Source organism: Streptomyces sp. XY006 (genome assembly GCF_002237655.1).
Classification (GTDB): Bacteria; Actinomycetota; Actinomycetes; order Streptomycetales; family Streptomycetaceae; genus Streptomyces; species Streptomyces levis.
Genome location: NZ_NOKT01000007.1, coordinates 1 through 21,190 on the forward strand (window position 1 = coordinate 1; position 21,190 = coordinate 21,190).

Sequence of the window (21,190 nt, forward strand, 5' to 3'; positions counted from 1 at the left end):
CGGGCGAACCGGTTGGCGCACTGGCTGGTGGAGCGGGGTGCGGGGCCGGAGCGGCTGGTGGCGGTGCGGGTGCCGCGGTCGGTGGATCTGCTGGTTGCGGTGTACGCGGTGGTGAAGTCCGGTGCGGCGTACGTGCCGCTGGACGTCGACCTGCCCGAGGACCGGGTGCGGCATGTGCTGGACAGTGCGCGGCCGTTGCTGGTGCTGGAGGAGGGGCTGCCGGATGTGTCGGGGTATCCGGAGGGCGATCCGGTGCGGGAGCTGGTGCCGGACCACGCGGCGTATGTGATCTACACGTCGGGTTCGACCGGTGGTCCCAAGGGCGTGCCGGTGGCACACCGGTCGATCATGAACCGGATCCGGTGGGGCCTGGACCACTTCGACGTCGGCGTCGAGGACCGCATGATGGTCAGCACCTCGGCCTCCTTCGACGCCTCGGTGCCCGAGATGTTCGCCAACCTGCAGATGGGCGCCTCCGTCGTCGTCGCACGCGCCGACGGGCACCGCGACCCCGCCTACCTGGCCGAGCTGATCCAGCGCGAGCGGGTGACCGGCGCGTTCTTCGTGCCGTCCCTGCTGTCCGCCTTCGTCGCCGAGCCACTGGCCAAGCAGTGCACCACCCTGCGCTGGATCGAGGTCGCCGCCGAGGCGTTCCCGGCCGCCCTCGCCAACCGCTTCACCGAACTGCTCCCCGGGTGCTCCGCCAACAACCTCTACGGACCCACCGAGGCGACCGTCGAGGTCACCGGATGGGAGCACGTCCCCGGCTCCGACCGGGTGCCGATCGGCGCGCCCATCTGGAACACCCAGGTCTACGTTCTGGATGCCGCGCTGCGCCCCGTCCCGCCCGGCGTGGCCGGCGAGCTGTACCTCGCCGGGGTGTGCCTGGCCCGGGGCTACCTCGGGCAGACGCCGCTCACCTCGGAACGGTTCGTGGCCTGCCCGTACGGAGCCCCCGGCACGCGCATGTACCGCACCGGGGACCTGGTGCGGTGGACCAAGGACGGCCAGGTCGACTACATCGGCCGCACCGACTCCCAGGTCAAGGTCCGCGGCTTCCGCATCGAACTGGGCGAGATCGAGCACGTGCTGACCGGGCACCCCGCAGTGGCTCAGGCCGCGGTCGTCGTCCGCGACGACCAGAAGGGCGAACAGCGCCTGGTCGCCTACGTGGCACCCGACCCGGACGCCGCGGTGGCCGACGCCGACGCCCAGGTGGACGAGTGGCGCCAGGTCTACGAGGAGAGCTACGCCGACTCCGCCGAACAGGCCTGGGGCGAGGACTTCCAGGGCTGGAAGTCGGTGTACGACGGCGAGCCGATCCCCGTGGAGCAGATGCGCGAGTGGCGTGACGCGGCGGTGGCGCAGGTCCTGCGCTTCGCCCCGCGCCGGGTGCTGGAGGTCGGGGTCGGCTCCGGCCTGCTCCTGGCCCGGATCGTCGGTGAGGTCGAGGAGTACTGGGGCACCGACATCTCGGCCACGGTCGTGGACCGGCTCCGGGCACAGACCGAGCAGGCCGGTCACGCGGACCGGGTCCGGCTCGCCGCGCAAGCCGCCCACGACGTCTCGGGGCTGCCCCGCGACGCCTTCGACACCATCGTCGTCAATTCGGTGGTGCAGTACTTCCCGAGCGCCGCCTACCTGGACCTCGTGCTGGGCGAGCTGATGGAACTCCTCGCTCCGGGTGGCCGGCTGATCGTCGGTGACGTCCGCAACGCCGCCACGCTGCGGCTGCTGACGACTGCGGAGAAGCGGGCCGCCCAGCCACACGCCTCGCACGAGGAGATACGGGCGCTCGTCGAGCAGGCGCTGCTCGCCGAGCGGGAGCTGGTGGTGGCCCCCCAGTGGTTCACCGAGTGGGCCGCGGACCACGCCGCCGGCGTCGACATCCGGCTGAAGGAAGGGCGCGCCCACAACGAGCTGACCCGGCACCGCTACGAGGTCGTCCTGCACAATCGGCCGGCCGCCGTCCTCGACCTGGCCGAGGTGCCCGCCCTGGTGTGGGGCCGCGACGTGACCGACCCGGCGCAGCTGGCCGGCCGGACGGGCGACGGCCCGGTCCGGGTGACCGGGATACCCAACGCGCGGCTGGTCGAGGAGGCCGCCGCCGCGTCCGCCTCCGGCGTCATGGTCTCGAACGCCCTCCAGGGCACGGCGGTGGATCCGCAGGAGATCGCCGACAGCGCGCGCCGGCAGGGCGGTGAGGCCGTTCTCACCTGGTCCGCCGAGGCCGCGCACTGCTTCGACGTGGTGCTGCTGCCCGAGCCGAAGACCGTCAGCGGAGGGTTCGTCCCCGGCCCTGCCACCGGGCGGATGCGGATCAACGCCCCCGCCCTGGCCAAGTCGATCGGCCCCCTCCTGGCCGAACTGCCCGAGTACCTGCGCGACCGCCTGCCCGACTACATGGTCCCGGCCACCGTGGTGCCACTCGCGGAGATCCCGCTGAACCCGGCCGGCAAGCTCGACCGGCGCGCGCTGCCCGCGGAACACACCACCACCGTGAGCAGCGGCGAGCCGCGCAACTCCCACGAGGAGAAGCTGTGCGCCCTGTTCAGCGAGTTGCTGGGCCTGGAAAGGGTGGGGATCGACGACGACTTCTTCGTGCTCGGCGGGCACTCGCTGCTCGCCACCCGGCTCAGTGCCCGCATCCGCAAGCAGTTCGGCCTCGACGTGCCGCTGCGGACGATCATCCAGTACCCGACCGTGGCCGAGCTGGCGGCGCTGGTGCTGATCGGCGGCATCCCCGACGACCACAACGGCTCCTTCGAGGTCGTGCTGCCGCTCAACAGGGACCCCGGGACGGGCAAGCCGCCGGTGTGGTTCCTGCACGGCGGAGGCGGCCTCGGCTGGGCGTACTTCACCTTCGTCCCCTACGTCCAGGACCGCACGGCCTACGCCCTGCAGTCCCGCGGCTCCAACGGCACGGATCCGCTGGCCGGTTCCGTCCAGGAGATGGTCGACGACTACCTCGCCGAGATCCTCCGCATCCAGCCGGAAGGCCCCTTCCACCTCGTCGGCTGGTCCTACGGCGGCCCGATCGCGCACGCCCTCGCGGTGGAACTGGACCGGCTCGGGCACCGGGTCGACCTCGTCGCCGTACTGGACGCCCAGCCGGCGACCAGCCACCCGGAGAGCGGGTTCAAACAGGTCTCCGGCAGGACGCCGGACCTGTACCGGGCGGACGTCGAGGAGGTCTTCGGCCAGTTCATGAACACCAGCAGCATGGACGACTTCCTGGACACCATGTCGAAGGTGGGCGCCAACAACCTGAACAAGATGGGTGACTTCGAATCGCCGGTCTACCGTGGCGACCTGCTGTACTTCAACGCCAGACTCGACAAGACCGAGGAGGTCTCCTCCTGGGGGCCCGACTGGCGGCCGCACGTCCTCGGCTCCATCGAGGAGCACGCCGTGGACGCCACGCACCACGACCTGCACATGCCCAGGCCCGCGGGACAGATCATGAGCGTCATCGCAGAGCGGCTGGCGCGGTGAGCGGCACCGCAGGGCCCGCACGGGAGCGGGACCGGCCCGTGCTGGTGTGCGCGCCGTTCGCCGGAGCGGGGCCGTCGTTCTTCCACCCGTGGCGGGCGCTGTCCGCCGGCCGGTGGCGCGTGGTCCCGGTCGAACTGCCCGGCCGCGAGCGGCTGATCCTGCAGACGCCGTACCGCAACGTGGTGGAGGCGGCCCGCGACACGGTCGACGGCCTCGTCGCCGAGGCGGGGGAGGGCGCGCGGGTCTCACTGTTCGGACACAGCCTGGGCGCCGTGCTCGCCTATGAGCTGACGCACCTGCTGACCGCGCGCGGCGTGGCCGTCGAGCGGCTGGTCGTGAGCGGCTCGCCCGGTCCCTGGACCCAGCGGGAGAGACGCGCGACCGGCCTGCCCGACGAGGAGTTCCTCACCCGGGTCGAGGAGTTCGCCGGCTTCCGGCACGAGGCCCTCGACCATCCGGAGATGCGCGAACTGATCCTGCCCGTCCTCCAGGCCGACTGCGAGATGCACGAGAACTACGTGCCGAGCACCGGCGAACCGGTCGCGGTGCCCATCTGCTCCCTCCGGGGCGCCCGCGACGGTCTGGTCAGCGCGGACCAGGCACACGAATGGCAGAAGGCGACCACCGGCGCCTTCAGCTACGCGGAGTTCCCCGGCGACCACATGTACCTGGTCGACCACGGCCGCGAGGTACTGGACCTGATCGAGAGCGAGTCCGCCCCGGACACCCCCTGAGGGGTGTCCGCCGGCCGCGGTGCGCGTGGAGTGCACCGCGGCCGGCGGCACACCCGGCGCGACGGTCCGCGCCGGCCTGCCCACCGTTCGACAAGGATGCCGAGGAGAGCACCACATGGACGAGCCCATCGTCAGCCTGACCGACCCCGAGTTCGTGGAGGACCCGGTCTGCGCCTACGCGCGCCTGCGGGAGCGGTCCCCGCTCGTCCGCGTCGGATTCCCCGGCGGGCCGCGCGTCTGGCTGATCACGCGCAACGAGGACATCAAGACGGCGCTGAGCGACCCGCGGCTCGTCGTGGACCACACCAACGTGCCGGGACACCGCGGGCCGAGCCTGGTGGACCAGATGGTCGCCTCCCTGGACCTGCCGGACGAGTTCCGGGACTACGTCGCGGCCAACATGATGCTCAAGGACGGCCGGGACCACGCGCGCCAGCGCCGCCTCGTCACCCCGGCGTTCACCGTCCGCCGCATCAAGGAACTGCGCCCGCGCATCGAGGAGATCTCCGCCCGCCTCCTGGACGACCTGGCGAGCAAGGGGAGCGGCGACCTCATCGAGGACTACTCCTCCCCCCTGACCGGCACCGTCATCTGCGAGCTCATCGGCATCGACGAGGCCGACCAGCCCCAGGTGCGCAAGTGGATGAACGACTACGCCGACGCCGACGCCGACCTCGCCGAGAGCGCCCAGGGCATGGTCGACTACGTGCGCAAGCTCATCGTGCGCCGCAGGGCGGAACCGGCGGACGACATGATCTCCACTCTGGTGCAGACCAGCGACGAGGACGGCGACCGGCTCAGCGAGGCCGAGATCATCTCGATGGTGCTGCTCGTGGTGAACAACGGGCACCACTCCACGTCCCACTTCATCCCGAACGCGGTCCTCGCGCTCCTCGACAACCCCGGCCAGCTGGCTCTGCTGAGGGCCAGGCCGCAGGCCCTGCCGCACGCCGTCCACGAACTGATGCGGGTGGCGAACCCCGTACCGGCCGCCGGCCCCCGCTACGCCACGGAGGACCTGGAGTTCGCCGGGACGCCGATCCGCCGGGGCGACGCCCTCATCGGCTCCCTGGTCTCCGCCAATCACGACCCGGACGTCTTCCCCGAGCCCGGACGGTGCGACGTGGAGCGCGTCCTGCCGCGCGGGCAGAGCCACCTGGCCTTCGGCGCCGGCCCGCACTACTGCACCGGTGCGGCCCTGGCCAACCTGGAGGGCGAGATAGCCATCGACCACCTGATGCTCCGGCGCGACACCCTGGAGGTCACCGTGGACCGCGCCGATCTGACCTACACCGAGGCCACTCCCGGCGGCGCCCGGCTGCTCGACGCGCTGCCGGTCCGGCTGTGAGGAGCTGACCGGCCCCTTGTGCGCCGGGCCCCCGGACGCGGCGGCGTCCGGGGGCCCGGCGCATGAGCAGCGGCGCGTCAGCGCCCCCGCTGGTCCTCCACGAGGTCGCCCAGCCGGTCCACGCCTAGGACGATCTCCTCCGGAGTGAGCACACTGAAGGAGAGCCGTGCCTGGTGGAATCCGGAGGTGCCGGCGTAGAAGTGGTGCATGGGCGTCCACAGCACGCCGAACTTGGAGGCCGAGTACTCGAGCATCTCCTCGTCCGCCACGAACGGCAGGGTGACGACGACGAACATCCCGCCCTGCGGCGCGTTCCACGAGACCTCCCGCGGCCGTCCCGGTACCGGCGGGAAGACCGACGCGAGCCGGTCGAGCACCGCGGCCAGGTTCCGCCGGTAGACCCCGGCCTCCCGCGCGGTGGCGCGCTGGAGGCTGAACCCGTTCTCGATGAGGTATCCGCCGATCACCGCCTGGGCGACGGTCGAGGTGTTGAGCGTCACCATGCTCTTCAGCTTGGCGAGATGGTCGGCCAGGAGCACGGGGCCGGCGGCGCGGTCCCCCGCCGAGGAGACGGGCTGGTCGGCGATGATGTAACCCACCCGGGCACCGGCGAAGGCGGACTTGGCGAAGGACCCGAGGTGGATCACCTGGCGGTGCTCGTCCAGCGACTTGAGCATGGGCAGCCGCGAACCGTCGGCGGAGAAGAACGAGTAGGGATTGTCCTCGAGCACGAGGATCCGCTCCCGCCGTGCCAGCGCCAGCAGGGCGACCCGGTCCGCCGTCGACATGCTGGCGCCGCTCGGATTGGCGAAGTCCGGGACGACGTAACAGGCGCGCGGACGCAGTCCTTCGCGGCGCGCTGCGGCTATCTGCCGTTCGAGGTCGTCCAGGTCGATACCGCCGGTGCCCTCGCGGACGGGACGCAGAGGCGCGCCGGCCACGCGGGCCGCGCCGATGAACCCCACGTAGTTGGGCTCCGCGGCCAGGATGACGTCGCGGCTGTCGCGGACCAGGGCGCGCAGCAGGATCACCATCGCCTCCTGGCAGCCGGTGGTCACCACGATGCTCTCCGGGTCGACGGTCAGACCCTCGTCGACCTCCAGTTGACGGGCTATCAGTTCGTGGATGAAGCCCTTGGTCCGGCCGTACTGGAAGAAGGTGCGCCGCACCTGCTCGGAGGGGAGGCCGACCTCGTCCTCCAAGTGGCGCCGGAACGCCGTCAGATGGCGGGACAGGTCCTCGACGTCGTAGAAACCCTCGAACGGGCGGCCGGCCGAGAAGGAGACCGCGCTCGGGTAGCGTCCGGCGAGTTCGTTGAGCAGGGTCATGGAGGTCAGCGCGGGGTCGTCCACCGACTCGTGCAGGTCCGTGATGCTCAGGAACGGGGGCGCCGGGTGTACGGCCATAGTCACGCCATCCTCATCCGTAGGACACGTTGGACACGCTGGGCACATCGGGTACCTCACGTGGGGCCGGAGCCGAGCTGTCGGGACGGCCCTGGACGGGAGGTGGTCACCGCGCTCGGCCATGCTCCGCACCGGGGAGACGGGAGCCGCCGCGTCGCCTGCGCCCCCGGGGCGCGGCACACGCAGCGCGGGGTGCGAAGCCGCCTCGTCGGGCCCTCATATTAGACGCGTGACATGACGCACCGCAGTGCTTGGAAGCGCACAGCGGGACAGGGGATGAATTTCGCGGTGTGCGCCGATCCGCCCACGCGACAGGCGGGTGCGCCCGTGCCTGTCCCGTCAGCGGGACACACCCGAGAAGCGACAAGGACCGCCCTTTCTCACCGGTGCCTCGCCGGAGCCCCAGGGACGGCGCGAGGAACATTGACACCCTTCCACGCGGCGGACAGAGTGTTGAACCGCCGGGGAACCGGCGAAAGGCGCGGGGGAGTTCCGCTGCGACCGGCCGGCGACAGCCGGCCGAAGGACCGCCGGCGGACCCGAATTCCGTCCCGCACGCCGTGCACGCGACACATGAACCGCGTCCGCCGGTACGACGTCACATGGCCGGGCGGTCGCCCCCGTCGACCCCGCCCGAGCTGCCGGCGACGCCGCGCCGGCACCCCGGCCCGCCACTTTTCCACGTCCGGAGCCGTAAACCGCCGAAGTCCGCCGAGCGGAATTCCGCCACGGCTCCGAGAACGTGTCCCGCACATCGGCATCACCTCACCAACCGAAAAGGAAGTGACGCATGAACACACTGGGCGAGGGCGTACTGGAGAAAGCCGCGGCGGAATACGCCGAACAGGGCTTCTCCATCATCCGCGGCGTCGTGCCGCGGGATCTGCTGGACGAGGTGCGTGCCCACGTCGACTGGCTCACCGGCAAGTACCCGGATCTGCGTCCCGAGCATCTGCACCACCCGCTGATCCGCAATGACGCCTTCTGGGCCCGGCTGGTCTCGGACTCCCGCCTGGTGGACATCGCGGAGTTCTTCCTCGGGCCGGATCTCGCGTGCTTCACCGCCCACTACATCTGCAAGCCCCCGTACGACGGGCAGCCCGTGCTGTGGCACCAGGACGGGGCGTACTGGACGCTGAGCCCGATGGAGGCCCTGACGGTGTGGCTGGCCGTCGACGAGAGCACCACCGAGAACGGCTGCCTGCGGATGATCCCCGGAAGCCACGAACTGCCGCTGCACAAGCCGCAGGCGCGCACCGACCAGCCCAACATGCTCTTCTCCAGCTCCGACGAGACGCTGGTGCAGGAGTGGGTGGACAAGCGCGGAGTCGTGGACATCGAGCTCCAGCCGGGTGACGTGTCGATCCACCACCCCCACCTGCTGCACTACTCGGAGCCGAACACCTCCGCCAAGCGCCGCTGCGGTCTGGACATCGGTTACATCTCGACGGCCACGCGGATCCACAGCGAGGGCATCTACCTCGACCCGCTGCTCGTGCGCGGGACCGACGCCGCCGGCCTCAACCAGTACCGTCCCTTCCCGGCCTACCAGGAGGGCGAGTCGATTCCCTTCGCCGGCCGGGAGGAGTGGAACGAGAAGGTGGCCGTGCGCAACGAAGCGCTGCCGTCGAGCTCCTGGGACCCGGCGCAGGAGAGCCCGATCGAGACGACCCGGCACATGATCGACCGCCTGCGCGAGGGCACCGTCAAGAGCTGACCACGCGTACCGGCCGATGGCCCGCCGCCTCATCCGCGGTGGGCCATCGGCCGGTCGGCTGCTGCGGCGGCGCCGCGTCGTTCACCAGTCGAACGTCTCCCCGTCGCCCCGCTTCTCGGCACAGTACGTACGGAAGGCCTGGGCCTTGGCCACCATGTCGTCGTCGCCGGTCAGGCGCGCGGCCTCCACATACCAGTCGAAGGCCGCCGTGGCGTGTGCGTGCCGCTCGAAGTGCAGTTCGGCGAAGCGGCGGAAGGCCGGCCGCATCGTCTCCGGGGTGAAGTCCCGCCCCGACTCGATGAGTTCGCGGAGCTCGGCGTCGGTCGGCTCGGGCCGCTCGACGATGCGGACCGGCTCGGTCGCGGGTACCTCGTTGCGGATCTCGATCGGCTCCTCGGAGTCCGCGAAATCCAGGCACAGGGAGAGCCGCGCGGTCCGGGATGTGCTGCGTGCGGAGTGCGGGTCGGTCGAATGGATCTTCCAGACCTCGCCGCGGCGGATGTGGTAGACGGACTCGTTCTCGGAGTGCAGGGACTCCTCGCTGGTGCGCAGCGGAACCTGGAGACGGGTGCCCGGCTCGGAGAACTCGAGGAAGTCCACGTGCGGCGAGATCAGCCCGTCCCGGAGACTGAAGACACGCACCCACTGCAACCGGTCCAACGGGAAGTTGTCGGTCACCAGAGCCATGATGTTCGGCAGCCTTTTGCCCAGATCCGTCAGGGTCAGCCGGCCGTCGTGCGGGCGGAACGCGGTGTCGGAGTCGGCGCCCGTGCCGTTCGCGAGCACATGCGACGACCATGAGCCGAACGTGAAGGCGTCATAGTCTCCCCCGTAGTCGTGGCCGTCCACGACGGACAACTCGGATTCCAGGTCGTACGCGTCGATGGGCAGCACCGCAAGCCGTTGCGACTTGAGCAAGAAAATCCCCTCCGGTGAATGGTTGTTTGATGAACACGGAGGTTCGTGGGCGCCCTCCGGGGCGTCACAGTAATTCTTCGAAAATGCGATGGCAATGACGTGGCCGCCGGGGCGGCGGGCAGCCTTCGAAGCCGGTCGCGAGCGTCGATCCGCTCGCCCGGAAGCACGCGGGATGGCACGATGTTAATCCTGAACTTCCCCTGGTGGATGCCGTCCACGAGGCACGTCGCCGCCTTGTCCCGGCGTGCCCACCGTGTCCCGTCGGCGGGACAACCGGGCGCCGCCGAAGGTCTGCGGCACCCGGTCCGTATCTTTCGAAATCCAATTCCGGGCTTTAGTCTCGTCCGGTGGCCGAAATTCAATGAACTTCCCGCGCGGCATGTGAATGCCCCCGAAACGGGCCTTTGTGTCCCTCGGAGAAAGGAAGAGGTGGCGATGGAATCGCGACCGCGGGCTCACCGGCAAGGTGGACACCCCGAGGCGACCGAGGCGCACGCAGCACCCGACGGTGCGCCCGAGGCGCTGGTGCACGAGGTCTGCGCGCTGTGGGCGGAGCACCTCGCCGCCGGCGAGGTCGGGGCGGACGACGACTTCTTCGCACTAGGCGGCAACTCCCTGACCGGGATCGCGATCATCGACCGGGTGAAGCGCGACCACGGTGTCGAGCTGTCGGTGCGCGACTTCTACCTGGCCCAGACCCCCGCCCGGGTCGCCGCACTCATCGAGCGGGGAAAGGCGCTGACATGAGGCTGACGCCCGGCGCCGCACGCGGCATCGACCTCGACCGCGTCGACCTGTTCGACCTGGACCTCTACACCGACGGCGACCCCCACCCCGTCTGGGACGCCATGCGCGCCAAGGCCCCGCTGCACCATCAGGTGCTGGCCGACGGGCGGGAGTTCTGGTCCGTGACGCGCTATGAGGACGTCTGCCGGGTGCTCGGCTCCCACCAGGAGTTCACCTCGGAACGCGGCACGGTCGTCACCCACCTCGGCGTCGACGACGTCGCGGCGGGCAAGCTGATGACCTCCACCGACCCGCCACGGCACACCCAGGTCCGCAGGGCGATCGGCTCCCGGCTCACGGCGCGCGCCGTGGCGCCCTGGGAGGACCGGATCCGGCAGGCGATCGTGCGGTTCCTCGAACCCGCGCTGGACGGCGCGGTCTTCGACCTGGCCGAGCAGGCGCTGCGCCTGCCGGCCATCGTCACCGGGCCGCTGCTCGGCATCCCGGAGCGCGACTGGGACGAGCTCGTGCAGCTGACCGCGATGGTGACGGCCCCCTCGGACCCGCACTTCCGGCAGGGCAGCGAAGCCGCGACGCTCGCCATCTCCCACCATGAACTCGTCGCCTACGTCACCGCGTGGGTCAAGCAGCGCCGCGCGGCCGGAGGCGAGGACACCAGCCTGCTCGACCACCTCATGAGCGTGCGCGTGGGTGAGGCGCCGCTGACCGACGAGGAGATCGCCCTCAACGGCTACAGCATCCTCCTCGGCGCCAACGTGACGACTCCGCACACCGTCTCGGGCACCGTGCTCGCCCTCGTCGAACGGCCCGAGCAGTTCGAGAAGGCCCAGGCCGACCCGTCCCTCGTGCCGAACCTGGTGGAGGAGGGGCTGCGCTGGACCTCGGCCGCCTGCAACTTCATGCGGTACGCCGTCGGCGACACGCTCATCGGTGGCGGCACCGTCCCGGCCGGCGGAGCGGTCGTCGCCTGGATCGGGTCGGCCAACCGGGACGCCGACCAGTTCACCGACCCTCACACGTTCGACATCACCCGGACCGGCGCCAAGCGCCAGGTCGCGTTCGGGTTCGGCTCGCACTTCTGCATCGGCGCGCCGCTGGCCCGGATGACCCTGCGCGTCTTCTTCGAAGAGCTTCTCCAGCGCTGCGGATCGATCGAAGTCGCCGGCGAACCCGAGCACCTGCGGTCGTACTTCATCGCCGGCATGACCCACCTCCCCATCGTCGTCCAGAGACGCGGGACGCCATGACCTCCGGATCCTCCGCCACCGTGACCTCACCATGGTTCGTCCGGCCGCCGTCCGGCACCGGCCACCCCGCAAGGCTCTTCTGCTTCCCCTTCTCCGGAGCCGGCGCCTCGGTGTTCGGCGCCTGGCCGGCCGTGATCGACGGGGCCGAGGTCTGCCCGGTGCAGTTCCCCGGCCGGGAGAGCAGGATGGCCGAGCCGCACTACGGCACCTACGAGGAACTCGCCGACGCGCTCGCCGAGGCGCTGGTGCCGCTGCTCGACCGCCCGTTCGCGTTCTTCGGGCACTGCGCGGGGGCCCTGCCCGCCTTCGAGACCGTGCTCCGCCTCGCCGACCGGGGCCTTCCGCTGCCCGAGCGCCTGTTCGTGTCGGGCCAGCCCGCGCCGCACCACGCCTCGCGCGACCGGATGCTCGCCATGGACGAGGCCCAACTCCGCGCCGAACTGGAGTCCTTCCTGCGCGACCGGGGCATCGAGCCGAGGCCGGACATGGTGGACATGGGCCTGGCGGTGCTGCTCCGCGACCACGCGGCCGCGGGCGCCTACCGGCGCACGGAGCCGGTGACGCTCCCGTGTCCGGTCGTCGTCCTGCACTGGCGGGACGACCCCGACGTGAACCCGGTCGACCTGGAGGCCTGGCGTTCCTACGCGGAGCGGGTCGACGTCCGGGTCGTCGACGGCGGTCACTACGACTTCATGCACGCGCCCGACGCACTTCTGACGTCACTGGGCTCCTGGCGCTGAACGCGGCACCGCCCGTGCGCGCCACGGGCCCGGAAACCGGAAAGGATTCGTATGAGTGGCCCAGCCACCGGTATCGCCGTCATCGGGATGTCGTGCCGCTTCCCCGCAGTGAGCGGCCCGGCGGAGTTCTGGCGCCTGCTGGTCGAGGGCCGGTCGACCGTCGGCACGTTCCCCGCGCAGCGGGCGGCCGGCGCCCCGGCCCCCGTCCATCCGGACGCCGGCACCCTGCGCGCCGGTTCGTTCTTCGACGCCATCGACGGGTTCGACGCCGAGTTCTTCGGCCTCGACGCGGCGGAGGCCGCCGCCATGGACCCCGTACAGCGGCTGGGGCTGGAACTGGCCTGGGAGGCCGTCGAGGACGCCCGTGTCCCGGCGGGCGCGCTCGCGGGCCGCGAGATCGATGTGGTGGTCGGCAGCGCGTCCTCCGGATACGACCTGCTGCGCAGGGAGTCCGGCAGCGACCGGGACGACCACCACGCCGCGCTCGGCTCCGCCGGTGCGCTGATCGCCAACCGGATCTCCAGCCTGTTCGACGTACGCGGCATGAGCTACTGCGCCGACTCCGGCCAGTCCTCCTCCCTGGTGGCGCTGGCGCTCGGCTGCGACCGGATCCGAAGCGGAGCGGTCGACACGGTACTGGCCGGCGGCGTCGGGCTGATCGCCGATCCGGAGTCGGGACTGGGCCTGGCGAACATGGGCGCCTTGTCGCCCGACGGCCGCTGCTTCTCCTTCGACGCCCGGGCCAGCGGTTTCGTCCGAGGCGAGGGCGGAGCGTTCGTGCTGCTCAAACGGCTCGACCACGCCGTCGCCGACGGCAACCACATCTACGCGGTGGTGCGGGGCTGGAGCGTCGGCAGCGGGGGTGCCACCGCCCGGATGCCGGATCCCAGCCCCGGCGCCCAGGCGGCGGCCGTGCTGTCCGCCCTGGCACGCGCGGACGTCCCCTTCGACAGCGTCGACTACGTGGAGGCCCACGGCACGGGCACGCGCCTGGGCGACCCGGCCGAGGCGTCCGGCCTGCGCGAGGTGTTCCGGGCGACCGGCCGCAGCCGGCCCCTGACGATCGGCTCGGTGAAGACGAACATCGGGCACCTGGAGCCCGCTGCGGGCATCGCCGGTTTCGTGAAGGCGGTCCTCTGCGTGGACCGCGGCCTGCTCGTGCCGAGTCTGAACTTCTCGTCGCCCAACCCCGGCATCGCCGACTTCCACCGCGACTTCGAGGTCCCGGTCACGGCCCGGCCCTGGCCGGGCCCGCCCGGACGGCCGCGGCGGGCCGGCGTGTCGTCGTTCGGCATGGGCGGGACCAACGCCCACGTCGTCCTCGAACAGGCCCCCCCGGCGCCGACGGCCCGCGCCGCGGACACCGAGCCGGGCCCGTGCGCCTCGGAGCTGCTGCCGTGGGTGCTGTCGGCCCGGTCCGAGGCGGCCCTGCGCGAACAAGCGGTCCGGCTCCGCGACCTCGTCGCGGCCGACGCCTCCCTGACCCTCGCCGACGTGGGCCACGCGCTGCTGACGACCCGGACCACGTTCGAGCACCGGGCGGTGCTGCTCGGCGGCGACCGCGAGGAGGCGCTGGCCGGTCTCGACCGGCTGGCGGCCGGCTCCGGCACGGAACGGACGGTGCGGGGCACGGCCCCGGGCCCGCCCGGACCGGTCGTGTTCGTCTTCCCCGGGCAGGGCTCCCAGTGGCTCGGCATGGGCCGCCGGCTGTACGCGGAGTCGGCGGAGTTCGCCCACGGGATCGACGCCTGTGCCCGGGCACTTCAGCCGTGGGTGGACTGGTCGCTGGTGGACGTGGTGACCGCCGCCGAACCGGCCGCGGCACTGGACCGGGTCGACGTCATCCAGCCCGCGCTGTTCGCGATGATGGTGTCGCTGGCCCGGGTCTGGCGGTCGTACGGTGTGGTGCCCGACGCGGTCGTGGGGCACTCGCAGGGCGAGATCGCCGCCGCCTGCGTCGCCGGCGCGCTCTCCCTCGACGACGCGGCGCGGCTCGTCGCCCTGCGCAGCCGCGAACTGACCGCACTGGCCGGCACCGGCGGGATGAGCGCGGTGTCCGCCTCCCCGGCGTGGGTGCGCGAACGGTTGCGGCAGTGGCCGGGGCGGCTGTCCACGGCCGCGGTCAACGGACCGGCCTCGGTGGTGGTCTCCGGGGACGACGAGGCGCTGGAGCTGTTCGCCGCGCGGGCCGCCGAGGAGGACGTGCGGGTGCGGCGCGTCAAGGTGGACTACGCCTCGCACTCCCACCACGTCGAACGCATCCGGGAGCGGCTCCTCACGGCCGCCTCGGACCTCGCACCGCGACCACCCGAGGTGGAGTTCTGGTCCACCGTCACCGGTGGGCCGCTCGGCACGCGGCCCCTCGACGGCGCGTACTGGTACGACAACCTGCGCTCGACCGTGCGGTTCGGCGAGGTCGTCGAACACCTGATGCGGGCGGGCGCCGGGGTGTTCGTGGAGGTCAGCCCCCATCCGGTCCTCGAAGTGGCGATGGCGGAGACGGCCGACGCGCTCGCCGTGGCCTCGACGACGGTGGGCAGCCTGCACAAGGAGGACGGGAGCCAGGCGGACCTGCTGGCCTCGCTCGCCGAAGCGCACGTACGGGGAGTGCCGGTGGACTTCACGGGGCTGTTCACCCCGCACCGGCCGCGCCGGGTCGCCCTGCCCGCCTACGCGTTCCAGCGGCGGCGGTACTGGCTCACCCCGCCCGACGAGCCGGGCCCTGACCCCCGCGCGGACGGCGCCACGGGCGCGGCGACGGACCTGCCGGACTCGGAACCGGCCGCCCTCGGCCTCGTGTGCGCCGAGGCGTCGGCCGCCTGGGGTGCCAAGGGCCCGCGCCCGACGGCGGGCGACCTCGCGGCCCGCCCCGACAGCACCTTCAAGGACCTGGGCCTCGAATCCTCGACGGCGGTGCGGCTGCGCAACCGGCTCACCGCGGCGACCGGCGTACGGCTTCCGGCCACCGTCGCGTTCAGCCACCCCACGCCGCGGCGGCTGGCCCGCCACCTCCTCTCCCTCCTCACCCCGCCGGCGGCCGCGGGGCCCGCCGAGCCGGAGGGGACGAGCCAGGAGGACCGCAGCGACGACGAGCTGTACGCGCTCATCGAGCGCGGCTACGTGTAGCACCGCCCCGTTCGCCCGTCCTCGGTGAAGGAGACCCAGTGGAGGAAGTCGACAAGCTCCGGTCCTACCTGCGGCGCGCCGTCGGTGACGCGCAACAACTGCGCGAGCGGGTGGCCGCGTTGGAGGAGTCGGCTCGCGAGCCCGTCGCCGTCGTGGGCGCGGGGTGCCGCTTCCCGGGCGGGGTCACGTCCCCCGAGCAGCTGTGGGACGTGGTGGCCGCCGGTGTGGACGCGACGGGGGAGTTCCCCCGGGACCGCGGCTGGGACGTGGAGGCGCTGTACGACCCGGACCCCGGGGCGTCCGGCAGGACGTACACCCGCCGGGGCGGGTTCCTCGCCTCGCTCGCGGAGTTCGACGCGCCGTTCTTCGGCATCAGCCCGCGCGAGGCGCTGGCGATGGACCCGCAGCAGCGCCTGATGCTGGAGACCTCCTGGGAGGCCCTGGAGCGCGCGGGGATCGACCCCGCGACCCTGCGGGGATCGGACACGGGCGTGTTCACCGGCATCTACGGGGTCGACTACGGTCCCCGGCTGGGCGGGGGGACGGCGGCCGAGGTGGAGGGCTTCGGGATCGCCGGGACGTACACCAGCGTGGCCTCGGGCCGGGTGGCGTACGTGCTGGGCCTTCAGGGCCCGGCGGTGTCCACCGACACGGCCTGCTCGTCCTCGCTGGTCGCCGTCCACCAGGCCGTGCGCTCCCTGCGGTCCGGCGAATGCGCGCTGGCGCTGGCCGGCGGGGTGTCGGCGCTGCCGAGCCCGGGCCTGTTCGTGGAGGTCTCCCGGCAGCGGGGCCTGTCCGCCGACGGGCGGTGCAAGTCGTTCGCGGAGGCGGCCGACGGGACCGCCTGGGGCGAGGGCGCGGGTGTGCTGGTCCTGGAGCGGCTGTCGGACGCGCTGCGCAACGGGCGGCGGATCTGGGCGCTGATCCGGGGCTCGGCCGTCAACCAGGACGGCGCGTCCAACGGTCTCACCGCGCCGAACGGGCTCGCGCAGCAGCGGGTCGTGCGAGCGGCCCTGGCCGACGCGGGCCTCGCCCCCCGGGAGGTGGACGCGGTGGAGGCCCACGGCACCGGCACCCGGCTGGGCGACCCCATCGAGGCGGAGGCGCTGCTGGCCACCTACGGGCAGGACCGGGAGCCCGGCGAACCGCTCCGGCTGGGTTCGCTCAAGTCGAACATCGGTCATACCCAGGCCGCGGCCGGGGTCGGCGGCATCATCAAAATGATCATGGCGATGCGGCACGGTGTGCTGCCGCGGACGCTGCACGTGGACCGTCCCACCCCGCACGTGGACTGGACGGCCGGAGCGGTGGAGCTGCTGACCGGGCCCGAGCCCTGGCCCGCCCGGCCGGGACGGCCCCGCCGTGCGGGCGTGTCGTCCTTCGGGGTCAGTGGCACCAATGCGCACCTCGTCCTCGAAGAGGCGCCCGGGGCTGAGGACGGCGCGGCCCGCCGGCCCGCGGCCGCCGCCTCCGGACGGGTGTCCACCGAGGCGGCGGCGGTGCCCTGGGTGCTCTCCGCGCGGTCCGCGGAGGCCTTGCGGGAACAGGCGGTGCGCCTGCGGGACCGCGTCGCCGCGGACGCCGGCCCCACCGCGGCGGCCGTGGGACACGCGCTGGTGGCGACCCGCTCGCTGTTCGAGCACCGCCAGGTGCTGATCGGCGCCGGCCGCGACGAGCTGCTCGCCGGGCTGACGGCGGTCGCCGCGGGGGACCGGCACCCCCGGGGCGTGGTCTCCGGCGTCGCCCGGCCCCTGGGCGGTACGGTCTTCGTCTTCCCCGGCCAGGGATGCCAGTGGCCGGGCATGGGACGCGAACTGTGGGAGACCAGCCCGGTCTTCGCCGAGCAGCTGCGCGCCTGCGCCCGGGCGCTCGAACCGTGGATCTCCTGGTCTCTCGTCGACACCGTGTGCGGTGGCCCCGAGGCCGCTGACCTGGACCGGATCGACGTCGTACAGCCCGTCCTGTTCGCGATGATGGTGTCGCTGGCGCGGGTCTGGCGGGCGCTGGGCGTCGAGCCGGACGCCGTGATCGGCCACTCCCAGGGCGAGATCGCCGCCGCCTGCGTGGCGGGCGCCCTGTCCCTGCCGGACGCGGCCAGGATCGTCGCCGTGCGGTCCCGGCTCCTGGCCACCGCCACCGAGGACGGCGGCATGGCCGGGATCGTGGCGACCGAGGACCGCGTCCTGCGGCTGATCGAGCCGTGGGGACCCCGCATCGCGATCGCGGCGATCAACGGGCCCTACTCGACGACCGTGTCGGGCGAGGCCGACGCGGTCGCGGAACTGGTCGCGGCCTGCGAGGCCCAAGGGGTGCGCGCCCGCCCGATCCCGGCCGGCGTCCCCGGCCACTCGCCGCTGATGGACCGCTTCGAGCCGGCGCTCCTCGACGAGCTGGCTCCGATCCGGCCCGTGTCCTCACCGGTGGCGTTCCACTCGACCGTCACCGGTGCTCCCCTCGACGGCGCGGAACTCGACGCGGCCTACTGGTTCCGCAACATGCGGGAGCCGGTCCGCTTCGACGCCGCCATGAGGAGCCTGCTCGCAGCGGACCACGGAGCCTTCATCGAGGCCAGCCCGCACCCGCTGCTCATGGTGAACATCCAGCAGATGCTCGACGACACGCCCGGGGCACCCCGGGTCGCGACCGGCTCGCTGCGCCGCGGCCAGGGCGGGTTCGCGCGGCTGTACCGGTCGGCGGCCGAGGCCTTCGTGGCGGGCGTCCCCGTGTCCTGGCCCACGGCCCTGCCCGAACCGGACGGCGCCTGGGCGGAGTTGCCCACCTACCCGTTCCAGCGGCAGCGCTACTGGCTGGACACACCGCGCGAGACCACCACCACTTCCCCGTCGGGCCACCCGTTCCTCGACACCGTGATCGACCTGCCGGACGACGCGGCAAGCGGCGGCGTGGTGGCCCGCGGGTTCCTGTCGCCCGAGCGCCACCCGTGGCTCGCCGGGCACCTCGGCCACGGCACCGCCACGGTGCTGCTGGAGATGGCGGTGTGGGCCGCGCACCGGGCGGGCCGCGACGTCGTGGACGAACTCGTCCTGGAGGAACCACTGCTGCTGTCCGGCCCGGCCGGACGCGAGGTCCGCGTGGTCGTCGACGGCAACGGCGTGATCGGCGTGCACTCGCGCGGCGACGGCGAAGCCGGGTGGACCCGGAACGCCTTGGGCTTCGCCGGCTCCGACACCGGCGGGAGCCCGCCGGCGGACGGCCTCGCAGCCTGGCCCCCCGCGGACGCGGTCGGCGTGTCCCACGAGGCGGCGTACGCCCGGCTGTCCGCCCTCGGCTTCGCGCCGGGGCCCCTGTACCGGGGGCTGCAGGAGGCGTGGCAGGCCGACGGCGCACTCTTCGCCCGGGTGGAGCTGCCGGCGGTCGGCGGCGCGGAACAGGCGAGCGGCTTCCGCATCCATCCGGCGCTGCTCGACTCCGCGCTGCTGGCCACCGGCCTGGTGCCGGCAGCCGACGGCTGCGCAGAGGGCCGGCTGCCCTACCGGTTCCGAGGCGTCCGCCTGACGTCCGCGCACTCCGGCGCGCTGCGCGTCCGTCTCACCTCCACCGGGCCGGACACGGTGTCCGTGACCCTCGCGGACCGGACCGGGGCACCGGCCGGCGGGATCGAGTCGCTGACCCTGAGGCCCGCGGACACCGCGAAGCCGGCGGAGTCCGGCCGGCACGACGCCCTGTACCGGGTGGACTGGGTCCCCGCCCCGTCCTCGCCGCACGGGGCCGGGCGCCACGCCGTGCTGGGCGAGCCGGACGAGCTCACCGCGTCCCTGGCACGGGGCGGGCCGGTCCTGGCCGGACCGGCCGAACTCGCCGCCTCCGGCGCCGGCATACCCCCGGTCGTGTTCGCCGTGCCGAACGGCGCGGGCACCGACGGCGACTCCCCGCCCGCGGCCGCCCGGCACCGACTCCACCAGGTGCTGCGGTGGACGCGCGAGTGGCTCCTGGACGACCGGTTCTCCGCGTCGCGCCTGGTGGTCGTCACCCGTGAGGCGATCCAGGACGGCCTGGGGTCCCCCACCGACCCGGCCGCGACAGCGGTCTGGGGTTTCCTGCGCAGCGCGCAGACGGAACACCCCGGCCGGTTCACACTCCTCGACACCGACGCCCGCGCGGACTCCTGGGCCCGTGTACCGGCCGCGGCCGGCACGGGTGAGGAACAGCTGCGGATCCGGTCGGGCACCGTGACCGTTCCCCGGCTCACCCGCCCGGCCGCCGCACCGCGTTCCCCCGGAGCAGACCGGGACGGTCCCGCCCTCGGGTCCGGGACGGTGCTGATCACCGGCGGCACCAGCGGCCTCGGAGCGATGCTGGCCCGCCACCTCGTGGAGCGGCACGGGGTGCGCCGTCTGCTGCTCACCAGCAGACGGGGGACGACGGCCCCGGCGGTGGACGGACTGCGTACCACGCTGACCGGGGCGGGCGCCCACGTCGAGGTGGCGGCCTGCGACGTCACGGACCGCGCGGCGGTGACCGCGTTGATCGACGCCGTCCCGGACGAGCACCCGCTGACCGCGGTGATCCACTGCGCCGCCGTCCTGGACGACGGCGTCGTCGAGTCGTTGACGGGTGACCGCGTCGACGCGGTGCTCGCTCCGAAGGCGCACGGCGCCTGGCACCTGCACGAGGCCACCCGGCACCTGGACCTGTCCGCGTTCGTGCTGTTCTCCTCGGTCGCGAGCCTGCTGGGGACGGCCGGACAGGCCGGCTACGCGGCGGCGAACGCCTTCCTCAACGGCCTCGCCGAGACCCGCCGGGCCCGGGGACTGCCCGCCACCGCCCTGTGCTGGGGCTACTGGGCCGAGCGCAGCGAACTGGGCGCCGGCCTGATGGAGGCGGACCTCGTGCGCCTGCAACGCCAGGGCGTGTCGCCCATGCCGTCGCACGAGGGCCTCGCGCTCTTCGACGCGGCGATCGCACGGGACGACGCGGTCCTGGTGCCCGCCCGGCTGCACCTGCCCGCACCCGGCGCTGTGCACACCGGCCGCACGGTCTCACCACTGCTGCGCGCCCTGCTCACGCCCTCGGCCGGCACGGACCGTCCGGACCGGGAGGAGACTCACGCCGTCGAACTCGCGCAGCTGGTGCTGTCGAAGCCGGCGGCCGAGGCGGAGGCGGTGGTGCGCGACCTCGTGCGGGCGCAGACCGCACTCGTCCTCGGTCACGAGGACGGTGAACAGGTCGGCCCCACCGTCGCGTTCCGGGACCTCGGCCTCGACTCGCTCACCGCGCTGGAACTGCGCAACAAGCTGTCGGCGGTGACCGGTCTGAAGCTGCCCGCCACGCTCGCGTTCGACCACCCGAACCCCGAGTCCCTCGCGCGGTTCCTGATCGACAGCGTCACGCCCGCCCCCGCCGGTCCGGAGCGGACGCCGGCCGACCGGCTGGCCGAGGAGATCGAGCGGCTGGGCGCCCGGCTGGAGGAGGAGTTCCCCGCCCTCGCGGACGAGGAGAGGGCCACCCTGTCCACCTTGGTGGGCCAGGTGCAGGGCCGAGTCCGCGCGCTGGCGGGCGAAGGACCGGTGATCGGCATCACCGACCGGATCAGTACGGCGTCAGCCGGCGAGCTTCTCTCGCTGCTGGACCAAGAGCTCGGCTAGGGGAGAGCGATGAGTGACGACAACAACGCCGAGGTTCTCGACTACCTCAAGCGGACCTCGATCGAGCTGATCGAGACCCGCCGACGGCTGGAGGAGCTGACGGAGG

The 21,190-nt window shown here is 72.8% G+C and carries 10 protein-coding genes and 1 pseudogene; 9 read left to right on the forward strand and 2 right to left on the reverse strand.

What is annotated here, in order from left to right:
* From CHR28_RS09815 to CHR28_RS09825, 3 genes are all read left to right on the forward strand, one after another.
* Nucleotides 1-3,495 (forward strand): amino acid adenylation domain-containing protein (locus CHR28_RS09815; RefSeq protein WP_107473118.1); only part of this gene is annotated, 3,495 nt, incomplete at its 5' end.
* Entirely contained in the window at nt 3,492-4,229 is a 738-nt protein-coding gene (locus tag CHR28_RS09820; RefSeq protein WP_218829468.1) for a thioesterase II family protein, read from the forward strand. The genes CHR28_RS09815 and CHR28_RS09820, both read left to right, overlap by 4 nt.
* A gap of 115 nt (nt 4,230-4,344) precedes the next feature.
* Complete coding sequence (locus CHR28_RS09825; protein ID WP_094053142.1) at nt 4,345-5,577, forward strand: cytochrome P450 family protein; 1,233 nt, start codon at nt 4,345-4,347, stop codon at nt 5,575-5,577.
* Nucleotides 5,578-5,654: 77 nt separating this feature from the next.
* On the opposite strand, the gene CHR28_RS09830 is transcribed toward CHR28_RS09825, so the two are convergent.
* Nucleotides 5,655-6,983 (reverse strand): aminotransferase-like domain-containing protein, encoded by a 1,329-nt coding sequence (locus tag CHR28_RS09830; protein WP_094053143.1) that lies wholly within the window; start codon nt 6,981-6,983, stop codon nt 5,655-5,657.
* 790 nt (nt 6,984-7,773) lie between these two features.
* Here CHR28_RS09830 and CHR28_RS09835 point away from each other — a divergent pair.
* Nucleotides 7,774-8,700 (forward strand): phytanoyl-CoA dioxygenase family protein, encoded by a 927-nt coding sequence (locus tag CHR28_RS09835; RefSeq protein WP_094053144.1) that lies wholly within the window; start codon nt 7,774-7,776, stop codon nt 8,698-8,700.
* Nucleotides 8,701-8,781: 81 nt separating this feature from the next.
* Here the strand turns inward: CHR28_RS09835 and CHR28_RS09840 are convergent, their stop codons facing one another.
* A complete protein-coding gene (locus tag CHR28_RS09840) occupies nt 8,782-9,618 on the reverse strand; it encodes a putative nonproteinogenic amino acid hydroxylase (RefSeq protein ID WP_179272374.1) in 837 nt (278 codons plus the stop codon).
* Between the two features lie 435 nt (nt 9,619-10,053).
* On the opposite strand from CHR28_RS09840, the gene CHR28_RS09845 reads away from it, so the two are divergent.
* From CHR28_RS09845 to CHR28_RS09865, 5 genes and pseudogenes are all read left to right on the forward strand, one after another.
* The gene (locus tag CHR28_RS09845) at nt 10,054-10,365 is read left to right on the forward strand and encodes an acyl carrier protein (RefSeq protein ID WP_094053146.1); all 312 of its coding nucleotides are present in this window, start codon (nt 10,054-10,056) and stop codon (nt 10,363-10,365) included.
* Nucleotides 10,362-11,612: a cytochrome P450 gene (locus CHR28_RS09850; RefSeq protein ID WP_094053147.1), complete on the forward strand. Its 1,251-nt coding sequence runs from the start codon at nt 10,362-10,364 to the stop codon at nt 11,610-11,612. Before CHR28_RS09845 ends, CHR28_RS09850 begins: the two co-directional genes overlap by 4 nt.
* Before the next feature lie 20 nt (nt 11,613-11,632).
* Nucleotides 11,633-12,352: a thioesterase II family protein gene (locus tag CHR28_RS09855; RefSeq protein WP_256984200.1), complete on the forward strand. Its 720-nt coding sequence runs from the start codon at nt 11,633-11,635 to the stop codon at nt 12,350-12,352.
* 51 nt (nt 12,353-12,403) lie between these two features.
* Entirely contained in the window at nt 12,404-15,478 is a 3,075-nt protein-coding gene (locus CHR28_RS09860) for a type I polyketide synthase (protein ID WP_094053149.1), read from the forward strand.
* An 80-nt stretch (nt 15,479-15,558) separates the two neighbouring features.
* Nucleotides 15,559-21,084: pseudogene (locus CHR28_RS09865) on the forward strand (SDR family NAD(P)-dependent oxidoreductase); the annotation flags it as partial.
* Nucleotides 21,085-21,190: the final 106 nt, after the last annotated feature.

Bases quoted from the DNA above. Each gene is read 5' to 3' on its own strand.
- CHR28_RS09825 (WP_094053142.1), top strand. From the start codon at position 4,345: ATGGACGAGCCCATCGTCAGCCTGACCGACCCCGAGTTCGTGGAGGAC.
- CHR28_RS09830 (WP_094053143.1), bottom strand. From the start codon at position 6,983: ATGGCCGTACACCCGGCGCCCCCGTTCCTGAGCATCACGGACCTGCAC.
- CHR28_RS09835 (WP_094053144.1), top strand. From the start codon at position 7,774: ATGAACACACTGGGCGAGGGCGTACTGGAGAAAGCCGCGGCGGAATAC.
- CHR28_RS09845 (WP_094053146.1), top strand. From the start codon at position 10,054: ATGGAATCGCGACCGCGGGCTCACCGGCAAGGTGGACACCCCGAGGCG.
- CHR28_RS09850 (WP_094053147.1), top strand. From the start codon at position 10,362: ATGAGGCTGACGCCCGGCGCCGCACGCGGCATCGACCTCGACCGCGTC.
- CHR28_RS09860 (WP_094053149.1), top strand. From the start codon at position 12,404: ATGAGTGGCCCAGCCACCGGTATCGCCGTCATCGGGATGTCGTGCCGC.